This window comes from Burkholderia crassaminum (assembly GCF_964265005.1).
Taxonomy (GTDB): Bacteria; Pseudomonadota; Gammaproteobacteria; order Burkholderiales; family Burkholderiaceae; genus Burkholderia.
In genome coordinates, this window is sequence record NZ_OZ183799.1 from 3,137,945 (window position 1) to 3,156,106 (window position 18,162).

Genomic DNA, 18,162 nt, shown 5'->3' on the forward strand with positions numbered 1-18,162 from the left:
TGCGGGAAACCGCAGCCGCGCCCCTTTGCTTTTTGCGACGCCAGTCCCCGCGCGGGCCGCGCGAGGTGTCGCCGATCATAAAACTCAAGAGTGGTATCTATGTCTTTCGAATCTCTCGGCCTGGCCGAACCGCTGGTCAAGGCGGTCAACGAGCTCGGCTACACGTCGCCGACTCCGATCCAGCAGCAGGCGATCCCTGCCGTCCTCGGCGGCGGCGACCTGCTCGCCGGCGCGCAAACCGGCACCGGCAAGACCGCCGGCTTCACGCTGCCGATCCTGCAACGCCTGCACACGTTCTACACGGACAACCGAAGCGCGAAGCGCGCCGTGCGCGCCCTGATCCTCACGCCGACGCGCGAACTCGCCGCACAGGTCGAGGAAAGCGTCCGTGCCTACAGCAAGTACCTGAAGCTGCGCTCGGCCGTGATGTTCGGCGGCGTCAGCATCAATCCGCAGATCGATGCGCTCAAGCGCGGTGTCGACATCGTCGTCGCGACGCCGGGCCGCCTGCTCGATCACATGCAGCAGAAGACCATCGATCTGTCGAATCTCGACATCCTCGTGCTCGACGAAGCCGACCGGATGCTCGACATGGGCTTCATCCACGACATCAAACGCGTGCTCGCGAAGCTGCCGCCGCAGCGCCAGAACCTGCTGTTCTCGGCCACGTTCTCCGATGAAATCAAGGCGCTCGCCGACAGCCTGCTCGACTCGCCCGCGCTGATCGAGGTCGCACGCCGCAACACGACCGCCGAGAGCGTCGCGCAGAAGATCCACCCGGTCGACCGCGACCGCAAGCGCGAACTGCTCACGCACCTGATCCGCGAACACAACTGGTTCCAGGTGCTCGTGTTCACGCGCACCAAGCACGGCGCGAACCGGCTTGCCGAGCAACTGACGAAGGACGGCATCAGCGCGATGGCGATCCACGGCAACAAGAGCCAGTCGGCCCGCACGCGCGCACTGGCGGAGTTCAAGAACAGCACGCTGCAGGTGCTCGTCGCGACCGATATCGCCGCGCGCGGGATCGACATCGACCAGTTGCCCCACGTCGTCAACTTCGACCTGCCGAACGTGCCGGAAGACTACGTGCACCGGATCGGCCGCACCGGCCGCGCAGGCGCGACCGGCGAAGCCGTGTCGCTCGTGTGCGTCGACGAAAAGCAGTTGCTGCGCGACATCGAGCGACTGATCAAGCGCGAGATTCCGCAGGAAGTGATCGCGGGCTTCGAACCCGATCCGAACGTGAAGCCGGAGCCGATCCAGCAGCGTCGCGGGCAACAGCAGCCGCGTGGCGGTGGCGGCGGTGGTGGTGGCGGCAATCGCCAGCCGCGTGCGGGCGGCTCAGGCCAGCCGGTCGCGAAACGCGACGGCAACGCACAACCGAAGGCATCGCAGCAGAAAGCCGCGAAGCCGCGCACGCAAGGCGGCGCCGGCGGCAACGGCGGACGCCCGGCGGGCGGCGGCAACGGCGCGCGCCCCGCGAACGGCAACGCCGCGCACCCGAACCGCAACCGTTCGTCGCGCAGCGGCCAGCGCGGTCACTGAAGCCGCGCGGCCGCGCGCCGCAGGTGCTCGACCTGGCGTTGCCAGCGTTCGAGCACCGCGGCGCGCTCCCCTTCCAACGTGAACGTGACGCCTGTCGCGAGACGCGCATAGCCGACCCGCTGCGCATCGCCGTGCGCGATCGTCGCAGCGAATCCGGCGAGGCCGCCGAAGTCCCCTTCGAGCGGCTCAATCCTCATTTGCGCCTGAAAGAACGCACCGTCCGCGACCAGCGTCAGCGCGGCCGTGCGCCGTTGCGTAATCGCGCGCGCCGCACGCGATTGCGGCCAGAGCGCGAGCAGCAGCGTGCGCGCATCGTGCGCATAGATCTCGCCGACGCCGAGCAGCGTCGTGCGCAACTGGCCATCGTCGGTCGCGACGATCAGCGATGCGGCGAAGTCGGCATGACGCTCGAGCGCGGTGCCGTCGAACAGCGAGACGACGGCCGGCGGCCACGCATCGAACGTCCATTGTTCGAGCGCGTGGCGATGGGTATCGGTCATGATGGCGTGGCCCCGGTGGAAAGCGGATGAAGCAGCCGCAGCATACGCGCGACGGGCCGCGCCGCGGCGATCAGCGCAGGAACACGTGCCGCGTGATCTTCGTGAGCGGATAGTGGACGCCCGGCTGGATCTTCGCGGGCAGGTCGAGCGGCTTGAGCAGCATCTTCACGCACATGTCGGCCGACAGGTTGCGCCGCACGAGCCGGCTGATGCGCGCGGCACGCTCGCGGTTGTACTGGCTGTCGCCGACGCGATCCGGATAGCGGACCGCGAACACGTGGCGCAGCGCGATCTCGGAATCCTCGTTCTTGATTTCCATCACGCGGCGCGCCAGCGCGCCGAGCACCGCGAGCCGGCCATTGCCTTCGAGCTGGTTGTACTTCTTGAAGAACTTGAAGAAGTGCTTGTAGTGACGCACTTCGTCCGTGCGGATGTTGTCGGTGATTTCCTTCAGCACGGGCTCGTCCGAGCATTCGTTGATCGCGCGATAGAGCGTGGCCGTGCCCGTCTCGACGACGCAGCGCGCGACCATCTCGAGTGCGCGGGTCTTCTCGAATGCCTCGACCTTGCAGGTCAACGAATACTCGGCGAAGAAATTCGCGAACGCGGTATCCCAGTCGAACTCGGGCCACACGTGCGCGATGTACGCCTTCAGCGCGCGCCCGTGCTGCAATTCTTCGTGCTCCCATGCATTGTTGAGCCATGCGGAGACTTCCGGATCGTCGTTGAAGAACTGGCTCAGATTGCTCGTGTAGAGATCCGAGCCGCTTTCGATGAACGACGACGCGCACAACAGCAGCAACAGATCCTCGTTCGCGGCGGCTCGCTGACGATCGATCCGGTTCAGGTCGATATCCTCGATTCGCCACGGCATCACATGCGTCGTTTTGGTGTCCATGGTGGTGCGCTCCCAGTCGTCGCGCGGGGGCCGGCCCATGCCTCCGGCACAGGCGCCAACCGACCCGCAGGCGGCGTTTTACTTGCGTTTATAGTGGATTGGTCCGGCCGAACCATGCTGGCATCTTAGCCGGACTTTGATGTTCGTGCTCCAGAGCACTGACCATACCCGACAAGCGCAGTTCCGCGGCGTCTGTTGCCGTTCGTTAGACGAGTCCTTCAAACCGCTTGCGCCCGCTCGACGATACGGGCCGCGGCAAACGAAACGGGCGGCCGTTCGGCCGCCCGTGAAGCACACGAAATGCCGGCGAAAGCCGGCCGCAATCGGTCAGAAACCTGCCGCCAGACCGTCGCGACGGCTGTCGCTCGCGGCCACGTAGCCGCGCTCGCGATCGTCGCGATCGAGACGCCAGATGAACTGCCCCGAACCGAAATCCATGTAAGGATCGTCGATCGACTTGATCGTATGGCCGCGTGCGGCCAGCGCATCGACAGTCGCGCGATTCATCGTTGCCTCGACGTCGAGCGTGAAGTCGCGGTTGACCTTCCAGCGCGGCGCGTCACAGGCGGCCTGCGGTTGCTGCCCGTAGCCGAGCATCCGCACGACGGTCTGCAAGTGCCCTTGCGGCTGCATGTCGCCGCCCATCACGCCGAAGCTCATCACGGCCTCCGTGCGGCCGTCGACCTCCTCGGTGACGAATGCCGGGATGATCGTGTGGAACGGCCGCTTGCCGCCCGCGACGACGTTCGGCGAGGCCGGGTCCATCGAGAAGCCGTGCCCGCGATTCTGCAGCGCGATGCCGGTGCCGGGCACGACGAGCCCCGAACCGAAACCCATGTAGTTCGACTGAATGAAGCTCACCATCATCCCGCGCTCGTCGGCCGCCGACAGGTAGATCGTGCCGCCCGAATGCGGCCGGCCAGCGCCAAAGTGCGTCGCGCGCGCGGGATCGATCAGCTTCGCGCGTTCGGCGAGATACGCGTCGTCGAGCATCTGCTCGGGCGTGACCTCCATCGCGCGCGGATCGGCGACGTAGCGATAGACATCCGCGAACGCGAGCTTCATCGCCTCGATCTGCAGATGCTGCGAGTCGACCGAATCGACTGGCCATTCCGTCACGCCCGCGTGCTCGGCGATGCCGAGCGCGATCAGCGCAGCGATGCCCTGCCCGTTCGGCGGAATCTCGTGGATCGTGTGACGGCCGAAGCGCTTGCCGATCGGCTCGACCCATTCCGGCCGGTAAGCACGCAGGTCGGCCGCGGTCAGCGCGCCGCCGCCTTCGCGGGAGAACGCGGCAATACGCTCGGCGAGCGCGCCCTCGTAGAACGCGCGAGCGCCCTCCTTCGCGAGCGTGCGCAGCGTCTGCGCATGACCGGGCAGGCACACGCGCTCGCCGACGAGCGGCGCGCGGCCGCGCGGCATGAAGGTCTCGGCGAAGCCCGGCAGCCCCTGCAATTCGGGCACGGCGGCCGCCCACTTGTGCGCGACGATCGGCGGGACCGCATAGCCGCGCTCCGCGATCTCGATTGCCGGTTCGAGCAGGTCCGCGAACGGCAGCGAACCGAACTTCGCATGCAGCGCTTCCCAGCCCGCGATCACGCCCGGTACGGTGACGGTATCCCAGCCGCGCGTCGGCTTGTTCGCGATGCCGTTCGCCGCCTCGCCGTGGCGCTGGCGGAAATAGTCGACGTTCCACGCGGCCGGCGCGACGCCCGACGCGTTCAGCCCGGACAACCGTTCGCCGTCCCACACGAGCGCGAACGCATCTCCGCCGAGCCCGCACGACACGGGCTCGACGACCGTGATCGCCGCCGCCGCGGCCAGCGCCGCGTCGACCGCATTGCCGCCCTTCCACAGCATCCGCAACCCGGCCTGCGCGGCGAGCGGATGCGACGTCGACACGACGTTGCGCGCGAACACCGGAATGCGGGTCGTCGGATACGGGTTGTGCCAGTTGAAGCCAGTCATCGGTGCCACCTCGTCGAAAGCTGAATGAACGCGCCGTGCGCGCACCCGCGTGCGCGGGCAATCCGCCATTGCAGCGCGATCAGCGCAATCGCACAAATTCATTTGTCACATGAATCAATGCAATTTCCGCATGAATGGCGGGCAACCCGGTCGGCCGGGCCGGCCTAACGCCGTTGCCGCCCTTACAATACCCGCTCCGTCTCACGACACGACCATCGAGCCATGACCCGAGATCCCCGCCTCACCCTCAACGCGCGCCAGCAGGAACTGCTCGAATGGGTGCAGCGCGACGGCTTCGTGACCGTCGACGATCTCGCCGCGCACTTCGCGGTGACACCGCAGACGATCCGTCGCGACGTGAACTGGCTCGCCGACCTGAACCTGCTGCGCCGCTACCACGGCGGCGCGAGCCTGCCGACCAGCTCGGAGAACGTGTCGTACACGGCGCGCCAGCGGATGTTCCACGACGAGAAGCGCCGCATCGCGGCACTCGCGGCGTCGCACATTCCCGACCAGGCATCGCTGTTCATCAACCTCGGCACGACCACCGAGGAAGTCGCACGCGCGCTGAACCGCCACCACGGGCTGCACGTGATCACGAACAACCTGAACGTCGCGTCGATGATGAGCGGCTATCCCGACTGCGAGGTGCTGATCACGGGCGGCATCGTGCGGCCGTGGGACAAGGGCATCGTCGGCGAGCTCGCGATCGACTTCATCCGCCAGTTCAAGGTCGACTACGCGATCATCGGCACGTCGGCGATCGAGGCCGACGGCACGCTGCGCGACTTCGACACGCGCGAGGTGCGTGTGGCCGAGGCGATCATGCAGCATGCGCGCACGGTCTATCTCGTGACCGACCACTCGAAGGTCGGCCGCCCGGCACTGGTGCGCCAGGGCCACCTGAGCCAGGTGCACGCGCTCTTCACCGACAAGCCGCTGCCGCCCGAGATGGCCGACACGGTGGCCGCCGCCGGCACGCAGGTATACGTCGCGGAGTGACGATTGCGATGCTGCACCGCACCTGAAACTTCAAGTGAAATCAAGAAGTTGGCGCTTCATGCGGACCGCTTGCGGCGGGCGTTCCTGTCAAACGGAAAATTAACGGGGCACGATTTGTCGTTGCCTGCGGGCTCGACTAGACTCCAGTTCCCCGGCCCGTTCGCCCGATCCGCCTGTGCCAGGGCGTGTGCGAACCGCAGGGCCGGCGAATACAGCTTTCCCCCCAAGCCATACCCCGCGGGGTATCGCGCGTCGGCGTGTGCGCCGGCCGCGCGGGCAGTCCGATTGCCATGGAGAGAACGATGCTGAGTCCGCATGAATTCGCCACGCTATTGCTTGTGAAGGACGCGCCTGATCAGCGCGACATGGATCGGGATGAACTGGACATCCTGCTCGAACAGCAGCTCGTTCGCCTGGAAGGGCTCGGCTCGGGGCGCAAATACTGCGTGACCGAGAGCGGCGACGCCGCGCTGCGATCCATCAAATACCGCTATTCGTGAAATTCCGCTGTTCCTGACCTGACCGCGTGGCCTGATTCCCGGCCACGCGGTCGCTTCCGCTTGCTCCGCCCGCTCACCGCAGCCGGCTTCAACCGCCGCGCAGCGTCGGATCGACCGCCGCCCGCCAACTGATGGCCTGTGCGCGCGCACCGTTGAAATACGCGATCCAGCCGGCACGCGCCGCCGCGTCGGGTGCCGCATAGTGCGTAGAAAGTTCGTTTACGAACGCACAATAGTTCGCTTCGGTCAGCCCGCGATACCGTTTCGCCACGTACGCGTCGTACAGCGTCGAATAGACCGGCTGCGCGTCCGCGCCCCAGTCGCGCGCCGTGCCGCCGCACGACGTCTGCAGGTCGACGAACGATGGCGCCCGCCAGTTGCCCGTGAGCGGCGGCATACCCGCGCTGCACCCCGCCAGAAGGACGGCGCACGCGCCGGCCCACATCCCAATACGCATGATTCACCTCGCGAAACGGTCGATTCCGTCAGTATCGTCCGGGATCGCACGGCGCGCTACTGGCCCCGCTTTATCGAACTTTACTTTTTCGATTTCGTTCGTTAAATTTCGAATTCGAACATTTTCTGTTCAACCATTTCCCTCAGACGATAAGGACAGCAGGTGACCCAACCGAATCGCTACGATCTGCTCGTCGTCGGCGGCGGCATCAACGGCGCGGGCATCGCGCGCGATGCGGCCGGCCGCGGCCTGTCGGTCATGCTCTGCGAGCAGGACGATCTCGCGTCGCACACGTCGTCGTGCAGCACGAAGCTGATTCACGGCGGCCTGCGCTACCTCGAGTACAACGAGTTCGGGCTCGTGCGCAAGGCGCTGCAGGAGCGCGAGACGCTGCTGCGCGCGGCGCCGCACATCATGGGGCCGCTGCGCTTCGTGATGCCGCACATGCCGAACCTGCGTCCGGCCTGGCTGATCCGTATCGGCCTGTTCCTCTACGATCACCTCGCGAAACGCGAACTGCTGCCCGGCTCGCGCGGCATCGACATGCGCCGCCATGCGGCCGGTGCGCCGCTGATCGATTCGATCAAGCGCGGCTTCGTGTATTCGGACGGCTGGGTCGACGACGCGCGCCTCGTCGTGCTGAACGCGATGGATGCGAAGGAGCGCGGCGCCGAGATCCTGACGCGCACGAAGCTGGTATCCGCCGAACGTCGCGGCGACGAATGGGAAGCGCGGCTGCAGCACGCCGACGGTTCGATCCGCGTCGTGCATGCGCGCGCGATCGCGAACGCGGCCGGCCCGTGGGTCGGCGAACTGCTGCACGGCGCGCTCGGCCGCGGCGCGCATCACAGCGTGCGGCTCGTGAAGGGCAGCCACATCGTCACGCGCCGCCTGTTCGATCACGATCACGCGTACATCTTCCAGAACCCGGACAAGCGGATCATCTTCGCGATTCCGTACGAACACGATTTCACGCTGATCGGCACGACCGACGTCGAATACACGAACGATCCCGCGAAGGTTGCGATCGATCGCGACGAAACGCAGTACCTGTGCGATTCGATCAACCGCTACTTCAAGCGCAAGATCTCGCCGGCCGACGTGCACTGGACCTACTCGGGCGTGCGCCCGCTGCTGGAAGACGAGAACGCCGCGAACGCATCGGCCGTCACGCGCGACTACCGCCTCGAGCTGGACGACGGCGCGGGCGCCCCGCTGCTGTCGGTGTTCGGCGGCAAGATCACGACGTTCCGCAAGCTCGCGGAAGAAGCCGGCGACATGCTGTGCCGCGCGCTCGGCCGCGACGGGAAAACCTGGACGGCCGGCGTCGCGCTGCCGGGCGGCGACATCGCGAACGCGAAGTTCGACGTGTTCGCCGCCGCGTTCGCGAAACGCCACCCGTGGCTGCCCGCCGCGCTCGCCCGCCGCTATGCACGTGCGTACGGCACGCGTGCGGAGCGCGTGATCGACGGTGCGAAGTCGCTCGCCGATCTCGGCACCGAAATCGCACCGGGCATCCACGATGCCGAACTGCGTTACCTGCGCGACGCCGAATGGGCGACCTGCGCGCAGGACGTGCTGTGGCGCCGCTCGAAGCTCGGCCTGCACGTCACGCCGGGCTCGCTCGACGCGGTGACGGCCGCCGTCGACGCGTGGTTCGCCGCCGCGCACGCGCCGCACGCCTGATCCGAATGCAGTTGCAGTTGCCGTACCGACGTTGACTTACCGACGCGCCGCTCCACATGCGGCGCGCATCACAACTAAGCCAAATCCACGGATGGAGATGAGAGACATGCAGGATCAGTACATCCTCGCGCTTGACCAGGGCACCACGAGTTCCCGCGCGATGCTGTTCGATCGCCAGGGCAATATCGTATCGATCGCCCAGAAGGAATTCGAGCAGATCTACCCGCAACCCGGCTGGGTCGAGCACGACCCGCAGGAAATCTGGTCGACGCAAGCCGGCGTCGCCGCCGAAGCCGTCACGCGCACGGGCCTGAACGGCACGTCGATCGCCGCGATCGGCATCACCAACCAGCGTGAAACCACGATCGTCTGGGATCGCGAGACGGGCCAGCCCGTCTACAACGCGATCGTCTGGCAGGATCGCCGCACGGCCGACTTCTGCGACTCGCTGAAAGCACAGGGCCTCGAAGCGAAGGTGCGCGCGAAGACCGGCCTGCCGATCGATTCGTACTTCTCAGGGACCAAGATCCGCTGGATCCTCGACAACGTGCCCGGCGCACGCGAGAAGGCCAGGCAGGGCAAGCTCGCGTTCGGCACCGTCGACAGCTGGCTCGTGTGGAACTTCACGAAGCACGAACTGCACGTGACCGACGTGACGAACGCGTCGCGCACGATGCTGTTCAACATCCACACGCGCGAGTGGGACAACGAACTGCTCGAGCTGCTCGACATCCCGCGCAGCATGCTGCCGGAAGTGAAGGCATCGTCGGAAATCTACGGCCACACGAAGACCACCGTGTTCGCGTCGAAGATCCCGCTCGCGGGCATCGCCGGCGACCAGCAGGCCGCCCTGTTCGGCCAGATGTGCACGACGTCGGGCATGGTGAAGAACACCTACGGCACCGGCTGCTTCCTGATGATGAACACCGGCGACAAGCCGATCGAATCGAAGAACAACCTCGTCACGACGATCGCCTGGCAGATCGGCGACAACGTGCAGTACGCGCTGGAAGGCAGCATCTTCATCGCGGGCGCGGTGGTGCAGTGGCTGCGCGACGGCGTCGGCATCATCAAGTCGGCCGCTGAAATCGAAGCGCTCGCCGCGAGCGTGCCGCACACCGACGGCGTCTACCTGGTGCCCGCGTTCGCCGGCCTCGGCGCACCGCACTGGAACGCACGGGCGCGCGGCTCGGTGTTCGGCGTCACGCGCGGCACGACCTCCGCACACCTCGCACGGGCGGCGCTCGATTCGATCGCGTACCAGTCGCTCGACGTGCTGGCCGCGATGGAAGCCGATTCGGGCATCAGCATCGGCGAGCTGCGTGTCGACGGCGGCGCGAGCGCGAACGACCTGCTGATGCAGTTCCAGGCGGACCTGCTCGGCGTCGATGCGGTGCGTCCGCAGATCACCGAGACGACCGCGCTCGGCGCGGCCTACCTCGCGGGCCTCGCGATCGGCTACTGGAAGAACCTCGACGAAGTGCGCGACCAGTGGCAGCTCGATCGCCGCTTCTCGCCGTCGATGCAGAAGGAGCAGGTCGAAAGCTGCATGGCCGGCTGGCAGCGTGCGGTACGCGCCGCGAAGGCGTGGGCCGACGACACGCAGTAACCGGCAGCACTCCCTACGAAATACAACAACACTGGCGGACCGCGCAACGCGCGAGTCCGCCGTGACATACGAGAGACAACCATGTCACCTTATATTGCAGAATTCATCGGCGCCGCGATCCTCATGCTGCTCGGCAACGGTGCGGTCGCTAACGTGCTGCTCGCCAAGACCAAGGGCAACGGCGCCGACCTGATCGTGATCGTGTGGGGTTGGGCGATGGCCGTATTCGTCGCCGTCTACGTGACCGCGCCGTTCAGCGGCGCGCACCTGAACCCGGTCGTGACGATCAGTCTCGCGCTCGCCGGCAAGTTCGCGTGGTCGAAGGTCGGCGGCTACATCCTCGCGCAGATGCTCGGCGGCATGGCCGGTTCGCTGCTCGTGTGGCTCGCCTATCGGCAGCACTTCGCGAAAGAGACCAATCCGGACCTCAAGCTCGCGGTGTTCTGCACGGCGCCCGCAATCCGCAGCGTCACGCACAACCTGCTGACCGAAGCGATCTGCACGTTCGTGCTGATCCTCGGCGTGCTGTACCTCGCGTCGCCGCAGGTCGGCCTCGGCGCGCTCGACGCACTGCCCGTCGGCCTGCTGGTGCTCGGTATCGGCATCTCGTTGGGCGGCGCAACCGGCTATGCGATGAGCCCCGCGCGCGACCTGTCGCCGCGCATCATGCACGCGCTGCTGCCGATCCCCGGCAAGCGCGACAGCGACTGGCGCTATGCGTGGGTGCCCGTCGTCGGCCCGCTGCTGGGCGGCGCCGCGGCGGCCGGCCTGTACCTGCACCTGCACGCGATGGCCTGATCGCAGCTTGACCGAGACGCGCGGCGTCCATCGCCGCGCGCTTCGCGCTCCTTCCTTCGCTCCCCCGCCGCTTCGTTTGCGCTATCGGCCGCCCCCGGCCGACACCAGCGACTTCAGCTTCACGCCCGTATCCGCCACGGCTGCCGGGCTCACGTCGATCCCGCGCTCGACCAGCATTCTCGCCACGCGCATTTCCTTGACGAACCCTGACGCGCGGCCGAAGCCGCTCGCGGCGACGAGCCGCGCACCGGCATCGAAATGGAAATGGATTTCCGCGTCGTCGCCGAGCACGCGCGCGACCGATCGCTCGCCGAGCGCCGGCTCTCCAGCCACCTGCAACTGCGCGTCGTATTGATCCGACCAGAACCACGGCATCTCGCGATACGGCTCGTCGGCGCCGAGCATGTTGCGCGCGGCGATGCGCGCCTGGGTCTCCGCGCAGTGCCACGTCTCCTGCCTGACGGGCTGCCCCGACATCGCACTCGGGAACACCGCGACGTCGCCGGCCGCGTAGATGCCGCGCGCCGACGTCTCGAGCCGCGCGTTCACGACGATGCCGCGCTCGACTGCGAGGCCCGCATCGCGCGCCAGCTCGTCGGCCGGTTCGATACCGATGCCGGCGACGACCGTGTCGGCGATCAGCGTGTCGCCGTCGTCGAGCACGACGGCCAGCGCGCCGCCCGCCGTGCGCTCGATCGCAAGCGGCTTCCGGTTCACGCGAATGGCCACGCCCTGCTGTTCGTGAAGCGCATGCACGCGCGCCGCGATCGCCTCCGGCACCGCGCGCCCGAGCAGACGCGACGCCGCATCGAGCACCGTCACGCGGCAGCCGCGCAGTCGCGCCGACGCCGCGACTTCGAGTCCGATGAAGCCGCCTCCGATCAGCACGACCCGCGCATCGGGCACGAGCCGCGTGCCGAGCGCCGCCGCGTCGTCGAGCGTGCGCAATGCCAACACGCCGTCGAGCGTCGCGCCCGGAATCGCCAGGCGGCGCGCGCGGCCGCCGGTCGCGAGCAGCAACGCGTCGTAGCCGAACACGCGAGCGCCTGACACGCGCACTTCGCGTGCGTACGAATCGATGCGCTCGACCGTCGCGACGACCGGCTCGATGCGATCGGCCGCCCACGCCGCCGGATCGCGCAACCGGCACTGCGCCGCGCTGCGCTCGCCGGTCAGCACGCCCTTCGACAACGGCGGCCGCTCGTACGGCAGGTGCGCCTCAGCGCCGATCAGCACGATCCGACCATCCCAGCCGGACTCGCGCAGCACCTGGGCCGCGCGGCCGCCCGCGTGGCCCGCGCCGACGATCGCCATCACCCGGTCGTTCGTCATCGCGTCACACCTCGATCAGGATGCGGCCGTCTTCGATCTTCGCGCGATACGTGCGCAGCTTCTCGCAGGCGGGGGCGGACAGCGGTCGGCCGTCGCGTACGTCGAAACGCCCGTTGTGTTTCGGGCATTCGATCACGTGGTCGATCACGAGCCCGTCCGCGAGATGCACGTGCTCGTGCGTGCACAGGCCGTCGCTCGCATAGACTTCGCCGTCGATGCGGTAGATCGCGTAGGTGTGGCCGGCATGGTCGAAGCGCGCGACGTCTTCGTCGTCGATGTCGTCGAGCGCGCCGGTGTCGATCCATTGCGTCATGTTGCGTGTCTCCTGGGTTGGAAGGTTCGATGTCGGTCACGCACGCGCGCCATCCGGCACGGGCCGCACGACGTAATCGGTCGGGTCGCGCGTCTGCCGGACCAGCGCCGGCACGATCTCGGCATACGCGGCCAGCGTGCTGCGATACGGCGGCGGCATGTCGGCCTTCACGGCCTCGTGCAGCTTCGGCAGCGCGTGGAACGGCACCATCGGGAACATGTGGTGCTCGACGTGATAGTTCATGTTCCAGTACAGGAAGCGGAACACGGGATTCATCATCACGGTCCGGCAGTTGCGCCGGTGATCGAGCACGTTCTCGGGCATGCCCGCATGCTGCGTGAGGCCGAAATACAGGTACAGCCACGCGCCGTAGAGGCTCGGCAGGCCGACGTAGAGGAGCGGCAGGATCGTGTGCCAATAGAGCGACGCACCGACCACGATGGCATGGGCAGCGAGATGGATGCGCGCTTCGCGCACGACCTTCGGCCGTTCCGATTCGGGCACGTAGGTACGCTCCTCGTCGTCGAGCTGGCCGGTGAAGGCGATCGCGATCATCTTGCGCAGCTCGCCGGCCACATGCTTCAACGCGACGACGTTCAGCGCGAGCGAGCGCCAGTCGGTCGGCTTCGGCGCGGCGATTTCCGGATCGCGCCCGACCACCAGCGTATCGGTGTGATGGCGCGCATGGCTCCAGCGCCACACCGTCGCGCGGCGGAACACCTGGAACGACGCGACCTGGTACAGCACGTCGTTCATCCAGCGCGTGCGGAACGCGGTGCCATGCCCGCATTCGTGCCAGCGCGAGTCGGCCGGGCTGCAGTAGAGCGTGCCGTACACGAAGAACGCGGGGATCGCCCATGCCGAATGCGCGCGCCACGCCAGCCACGCGAGCACGCCGCTGATCGCGATCGCCGCGTACCAGATCAGCGTGTCGCGGATCGCGCGCGCGTCGCCGCGCTGCATCAGCTGCTTCATCAACGGCCGCGGCACCGGGCATCGGTACCACTCGGCGTTGACGAGCCCGGCCGCGTGCGCGCGCTCGCCGGCGCCGCCGATCATCCGGTATGCCTGACGGCGCGCCGCCGTGCGGTCTTGCGTCTGGTCGTCGAGATGAACCACGTGCGTCTCCTTGATTCCTTGTACGTAGGAAGCGCGGCAAGCGCTTCGGCATGGAATCAAAATTAGGCCCGTGGCCTCCCCCGCTCAATCGAAACGTTGACGAAATTTCGCCATCGCTTTAGCGTTCCTCGCATCGCCACGTCTCGATGGCGACACCACGATGGAGACAACCATGGCAGGCGAATCCGGGCCGCGCTGGCGCAAGCGCACCGCGCGCTTCGACGAGATCGCGGCGCTCGCCGGCGTCAGCACGACCACCGTCGACCGCGTGCTGAACGAGCGCGGCAGCGTCTCGGCGCACGCGCGCGAACGCGTGGTGGCGGCCGCACGGCAGCTCGGCGTGCCGCGCCAGCTGCCCGACACGCGGCACGGGCTGATCCACGTCGACGTGCTGCTGCCGGATACCGACGCGGCATTCTTCCGGCGGCTGCAGCTGGCGCTGCAGCGTTCGTTGCAGATGCTCGACCGGCGCGTGATCGTGCACCGGACGATCCTGCCCGCCGCCGACGACGAGCGCGCCGCCGCGCTGATCGAGCGGCCCGCCTACCGGCGCGCGGCGCTGATCGTCACGGCGCGCGACACGGCCCGCGTGCGCAACGCGCTGGCCGGCGCGATCGCGCGCGGCGAGACCGTCGTCACGATGGTCACCGACATCGGCGGCATCGACCGCGTGCACTTCGCGGGCATCGACAACTACCGGGCCGGACGCACGGCCGGCTATTACATCGGCCGCCTGGCGGCACGCCCGGGGCGCGTGCTGCTGCTCGGCGGGCGCATGGGCTACCGCGCGCATGCGGACCGGATGGCCGGCTGCCGCGACCAGCTCGCCGAAGCGTTCGCCGCCGTTCGCTGCGACGACGAGCCGGTCGAGACGCTCGACCAGGACGACCGCTGCTACCGGGCCGTAACGAAGGCGCTGCAGACGCACGACGACGTGGTCGCGATCTACAACAGCGGCGCCGGCTCGGCCGGCATCGAGGCGGCATTGCGCCGGGCCGGCGCCACCGGCCGCGTCGTGTGGATCGGCCACGAGATGATCGACCTGCACCGTACCTTCATCGAAGCCGGCGCGATGGATCTCGCGATCGACCAGGATCCGGACGGCCAGGTGATTTCCGCACTGCAGCACGTGCTGCACGCGTGCGGGATCGTCGAACAGCCTCCGCCGGCCGACCCGGTCGAATTTCGTGTGTTCTGCCCGGCCAACGTGAGGACGAGCGCCTACCTGCCGGCCTGAATTCCACCGCTTGGTGCACGGTCTGTTGCACCGCCCGTCGCACCGCATGCGCGTTGCGAAAAAATCGACCGCCGCATTGGCGATTTTTCGTCAACGTTTGTCATGCAGCCCGCGCCGCGCATCCGTACATTGGGCAGCCAATCCCATGACAACGACGGACAGGAGACGATGGCCGAACCGATCCTCATCGGCGTGAACCTCGACGGCGTGCTCGAACACGACGGCCTGCCGTCGCCCGATCCCGCCGCACGCTTCCGGTTGGTTGCCGACGCCGGCGTATTCGACTACGTCGAAAAGAATCCGGCGCGCGGCGAAGACCTGTCGCCGTATTTCGCGCTGGTCGAACGCCATGCACTGCCGATTCGCGTGATCGGCGGCATCTGGTGCGCAGGACGTGACGAAGCGCACGTCGCCGAGATCGTCGCTGCGGGCGCGCGCTTCGGCAGCACGGTGCTCAACTGCCAGCTGTACGCGCATCACGCGGACGGCCATCCGCTGTCCGACCGCGAGGTCGCCGATTTCTACCTGCGCACTTATGAACGCGGCGAGCCGGCCGGCTGCCTGCCGAGCCTCGAAGTGCACGTCGACATGTGGAGCGAGGATTTCACGCGCATCGCACGCGTCGCGCAGCATGTCGAACAGGCCGGCGTGCCGTTCCGGATCACGCTCGATCATTCGCACTTGCTGTTCAAGATCGGCAATCGCGCCGAACTCGATGCATCGGGCCTGCGCGATGCCGTCGACGGCGGCCGACGGATGCTCGACCCTGCGTCGCCCGACGCCATCTACACCGGCTGGATCGCACGCGGCTGGGTCCGGCATGCGCATGCGCGCAGCGTGATGCCGAACAATCCAGACAACCCGTGGATGCGCCGCGTCGACGGCAGGCCCGGGCGCGGCATCCAGTATCCGTTCGTCGCCCCCGCGTCGGGCGCCTATCACGGCGCATGGCGCGCGGCGGCACTCGATACGTGGAAGGCCGCGCTTCGGCAGTTGCTGCACACACAGGCCCACGTCCAGCCGGCGCGCATCGAACAGGTCAGCTGCGAGTTCATCCCGTTTCCCGACTACGGCGGCGGCGCGCGCTATTCGATCTTCGACAACAACGTCGCGTGCGCGCAATGGCTGCGCGACACGTGGCGTGCCCTCGCCGCACCGCCGGCGAACCGGCCGGCCGCCGACATCGCGCGCGCCGGCACCTGATCCGGACCCAGCCCCCCACTCGAGACCCAAGGACGGAACGATGACGCAAGCCTTCCATTTTTCGCTGAACCGGATGAGCGCACCGCGCTTGCCGCTCGACCGCTATGTCGCGCTGTGCAAGCGCCTCGGCGTCGACACGATCGAGATCCGCAACGATCTCGACGGCGTCGAGATCGACGACGGCACGCCGGCCGCCACCGTGCGCGCGACGGCCGAAGCGGGTGGCGTGACGATCCTGACGATCAACGCGCTGCAGCGCTTCGAGCAATGGAACGCCGAGCGCGCGAACGAGGCGACCGAACTGGCCGACTATGCGGCGCAATGCGGCGCACGAGCGTTGGTGCTGTGCCCGACCAACAGCCGCGGCGACACGCGCGCCGCGGACGTGCGCCACGCGGATCTCGTGACGGCGCTGAAGGCGCTCGCGCCGATCCTCGAAGCGCGCGGCCTGCTCGGCTTCATCGAGCCGCTCGGCTTCGAGGAATGCGCGCTGCGCCGCAAGTCGGACGCGGTGAAAGGCATCTACGACGCGGCGGGCGAGCAGGTGTTCCGGCTCGTGCACGACACGTTCCACCACCACCTGTCGGGCGAAGACATCTTCTTTCCGAACCTGACGGGCCTCGTGCACATCTCGGGCGTCGAGGAAGACGACCTGCCGGTCGACCGGATGCGCGACGGCCATCGCGTGCTGGTCGGCGGCGCCGACCGGCTCGGCAATATCCGGCAACTGCGCGAACTGCTCGCTCGCGGCTACCGCGGCGCGCTCTCGTTCGAGCCGTTCGCGAGCGAAATCGCCGAAGCCGGCGACATCGAGGCGCGGTTGCGGGCAAGCATCGACTACGTGCGCGGCGAACTGGCGGATCAATGACCGCCGCCACGGTGCGCGGCCGACTCGAGCCGCGTGCCGGCGGAACACCACGCAATCAACAGGAGAACGGAATGATCGAATTCGCATTGTTCGGCGCGGGACGAATCGGCAAGATCCACGCGGCGAATCTCGCGCGCCATCCCGGTGCGCAGCTCAAGTACGTGGTCGACCGCCATGCGCCGTCGGTCGACGCGCTGGCCCGCGCTCACGGCGCGCAAGTAGCCGACGTCGAGCGCGCGCTCGGCGATCCGGCCGTCCGGGCCGTGGTGATCGCATCGAGCACCGACACGCATGCGGACCTGATCGTCGCAGCGGCGAGCGCAGGCAAGGCCGTGTTCTGCGAGAAGCCCGTCGACCTGAGCGTCGAGCGCTCGCGTGCCTGCGCGGACGTCGTCCGGCGCAGCGGCGTGACCTGCATGATCGGCTTCCAGCGCCGCTTCGACCCGACGTTTGCGGCGCTGAAGGCGCGCGTCGAGTGCGGCGAGATCGGCGCGCCTGAAATGCTGGTCGTCACGAGCCGCGACCCGGGCGCGCCGCCCGTCGACTACATCCGCAGCTCGGGCGGCATCTTCAAGGACATGCTGATCCACGACTTCGACGTGTTCCGCTGGATCCTCGGCGACGAAGCGCAGACGCTGCACGCGACCGGCAGTTGCCTGACCGATCCGGCCGTGCGCGACGCAGGCGACCTCGATTCGACCGCCGTGACGATCCGCACGCGGCGCGGGCTGCTGTGCCAGATCAACACGTCGCGGCGCGCCGCCTACGGCTACGACCAGCGTTTCGAGCTGCTCGGCAGCAACGGGATGCTGCAGGCCGGCAACGTGCGGCCGACCGAGGTGAGCGCGTGGCTCGCGGGCGGCATCGCGACGGACGTGCCGGAGCCGTTCTTCCTCGAGCGCTATCGGCATGCTTACGCGGCCGAGATCGCGCACTTCGTCGACGCGCTGCGCGACGGCACGCCGGTGCGGACGACGATCGACGACGGGCTCGCCGCGCTCGAACTCGCCGAGGCCGCAATGACGTCGTGGAAAACGGGGCGCGTGATCGAGCTTTGACACAACCGGTGGCAGGCGGTGGCGAACCTGCAAGCGCGCCGCCGCCGGACGATCGGCAGCACACCT

At 67.8% G+C, this 18,162-nt stretch carries 17 protein-coding genes; 10 read left to right on the top strand and 7 right to left on the bottom strand.

Going from position 1 to position 18,162, the window contains the following annotated elements; all coding sequences use genetic code 11:
* Window positions 1–99 precede the first annotated feature (99 nt).
* On the top strand, window positions 100–1,548 hold the full coding sequence (locus ACPTTF_RS14570) for a DEAD/DEAH box helicase (protein WP_423371556.1): 1,449 nt from the start codon (window positions 100–102) through the stop codon (window positions 1,546–1,548).
* Here the strand turns inward: ACPTTF_RS14570 and ACPTTF_RS14575 are convergent.
* The 3 genes from ACPTTF_RS14575 to ACPTTF_RS14585 form a co-directional block, all read right to left on the bottom strand.
* Window positions 1,542–2,048, bottom strand: a complete 507-nt coding sequence (locus ACPTTF_RS14575) for a hypothetical protein (protein WP_166963480.1) — start codon at window positions 2,046–2,048, stop codon at window positions 1,542–1,544. The two genes, ACPTTF_RS14570 and ACPTTF_RS14575, sit on opposite strands and share 7 nt — an antisense overlap.
* A gap of 70 nt (window positions 2,049–2,118) precedes the next feature.
* A complete protein-coding gene (locus ACPTTF_RS14580) occupies window positions 2,119–2,946 on the bottom strand; it encodes a ferritin-like domain-containing protein (protein WP_166963482.1) in 828 nt (275 codons plus the stop codon).
* A 327-nt stretch (window positions 2,947–3,273) separates the two neighbouring features.
* Window positions 3,274–4,914, bottom strand: coding sequence for a gamma-glutamyltransferase family protein (locus ACPTTF_RS14585; protein ID WP_423371557.1), 1,641 nt, complete (start codon window positions 4,912–4,914; stop codon window positions 3,274–3,276).
* A 222-nt stretch (window positions 4,915–5,136) separates the two neighbouring features.
* Here ACPTTF_RS14585 and ACPTTF_RS14590 point away from each other — a divergent pair, with 222 nt between their 5' ends.
* Both ACPTTF_RS14590 and ACPTTF_RS14595 read left to right on the top strand, forming a co-directional pair.
* On the top strand, window positions 5,137–5,916 hold the full coding sequence (locus tag ACPTTF_RS14590; protein WP_006493999.1) for a DeoR/GlpR family DNA-binding transcription regulator: 780 nt from the start codon (window positions 5,137–5,139) through the stop codon (window positions 5,914–5,916).
* A gap of 302 nt (window positions 5,917–6,218) precedes the next feature.
* Window positions 6,219–6,416: a hypothetical protein gene (locus ACPTTF_RS14595; protein ID WP_166963486.1), complete on the top strand. Its 198-nt coding sequence runs from the start codon at window positions 6,219–6,221 to the stop codon at window positions 6,414–6,416.
* 88 nt (window positions 6,417–6,504) lie between these two features.
* On the opposite strand, the gene ACPTTF_RS14600 is transcribed toward ACPTTF_RS14595, so the two are convergent.
* Window positions 6,505–6,873, bottom strand: coding sequence for a hypothetical protein (locus tag ACPTTF_RS14600; RefSeq protein WP_423371558.1), 369 nt, complete (start codon window positions 6,871–6,873; stop codon window positions 6,505–6,507).
* Between the two features lie 162 nt (window positions 6,874–7,035).
* Here ACPTTF_RS14600 and glpD point away from each other — a divergent pair, with 162 nt between their 5' ends.
* The 3 genes from glpD (at window position 7,036) to ACPTTF_RS14615 (ending at window position 10,966) form a co-directional block, all read left to right on the top strand.
* On the top strand, window positions 7,036–8,559 hold the full coding sequence (gene glpD / locus ACPTTF_RS14605) for a glycerol-3-phosphate dehydrogenase (protein WP_423371559.1): 1,524 nt from the start codon (window positions 7,036–7,038) through the stop codon (window positions 8,557–8,559).
* Between the two features lie 106 nt (window positions 8,560–8,665).
* The gene (gene glpK / locus ACPTTF_RS14610; protein WP_166963492.1) at window positions 8,666–10,168 is read left to right on the top strand and encodes a glycerol kinase GlpK; all 1,503 of its coding nucleotides are present in this window, start codon (window positions 8,666–8,668) and stop codon (window positions 10,166–10,168) included.
* Between the two features lie 81 nt (window positions 10,169–10,249).
* Complete coding sequence (locus ACPTTF_RS14615; protein WP_423371560.1) at window positions 10,250–10,966, top strand: MIP/aquaporin family protein; 717 nt, start codon at window positions 10,250–10,252, stop codon at window positions 10,964–10,966.
* An 81-nt stretch (window positions 10,967–11,047) separates the two neighbouring features.
* On the opposite strand, the gene ACPTTF_RS14620 is transcribed toward ACPTTF_RS14615, so the two are convergent.
* Genes ACPTTF_RS14620 through ACPTTF_RS14630 form a run of 3 tightly spaced genes read right to left on the bottom strand, consistent with a single transcriptional unit; the run spans window position 11,048 to window position 13,670 of the window.
* Entirely contained in the window at window positions 11,048–12,298 is a 1,251-nt protein-coding gene (locus ACPTTF_RS14620) for an NAD(P)/FAD-dependent oxidoreductase (RefSeq protein ID WP_423371561.1), read from the bottom strand.
* A gap of 4 nt (window positions 12,299–12,302) precedes the next feature.
* The gene (locus tag ACPTTF_RS14625; RefSeq protein ID WP_011353115.1) at window positions 12,303–12,611 is read right to left on the bottom strand and encodes a non-heme iron oxygenase ferredoxin subunit; all 309 of its coding nucleotides are present in this window, start codon (window positions 12,609–12,611) and stop codon (window positions 12,303–12,305) included.
* 36 nt (window positions 12,612–12,647) lie between these two features.
* Window positions 12,648–13,670, bottom strand: coding sequence for a fatty acid desaturase family protein (locus ACPTTF_RS14630; RefSeq protein WP_423371893.1), 1,023 nt, complete (start codon window positions 13,668–13,670; stop codon window positions 12,648–12,650).
* A gap of 232 nt (window positions 13,671–13,902) precedes the next feature.
* Here ACPTTF_RS14630 and ACPTTF_RS14635 point away from each other — a divergent pair, with 232 nt between their 5' ends.
* The 4 genes from ACPTTF_RS14635 to iolG all read left to right on the top strand — a co-directional run bounded on the left by ACPTTF_RS14635 (window position 13,903) and on the right by iolG (window position 18,096).
* A complete protein-coding gene (locus tag ACPTTF_RS14635) occupies window positions 13,903–14,967 on the top strand; it encodes a LacI family DNA-binding transcriptional regulator (protein ID WP_423371562.1) in 1,065 nt (354 codons plus the stop codon).
* 168 nt (window positions 14,968–15,135) lie between these two features.
* Entirely contained in the window at window positions 15,136–16,170 is a 1,035-nt protein-coding gene (locus ACPTTF_RS14640; RefSeq protein ID WP_423371563.1) for a xylose isomerase, read from the top strand.
* A 40-nt stretch (window positions 16,171–16,210) separates the two neighbouring features.
* Window positions 16,211–17,038, top strand: coding sequence for a TIM barrel protein (locus ACPTTF_RS14645; protein WP_423371564.1), 828 nt, complete (start codon window positions 16,211–16,213; stop codon window positions 17,036–17,038).
* A gap of 71 nt (window positions 17,039–17,109) precedes the next feature.
* A complete protein-coding gene (gene iolG, locus ACPTTF_RS14650; RefSeq protein WP_423371565.1) occupies window positions 17,110–18,096 on the top strand; it encodes an inositol 2-dehydrogenase in 987 nt (328 codons plus the stop codon).
* Window positions 18,097–18,162 lie beyond the last annotated feature (66 nt).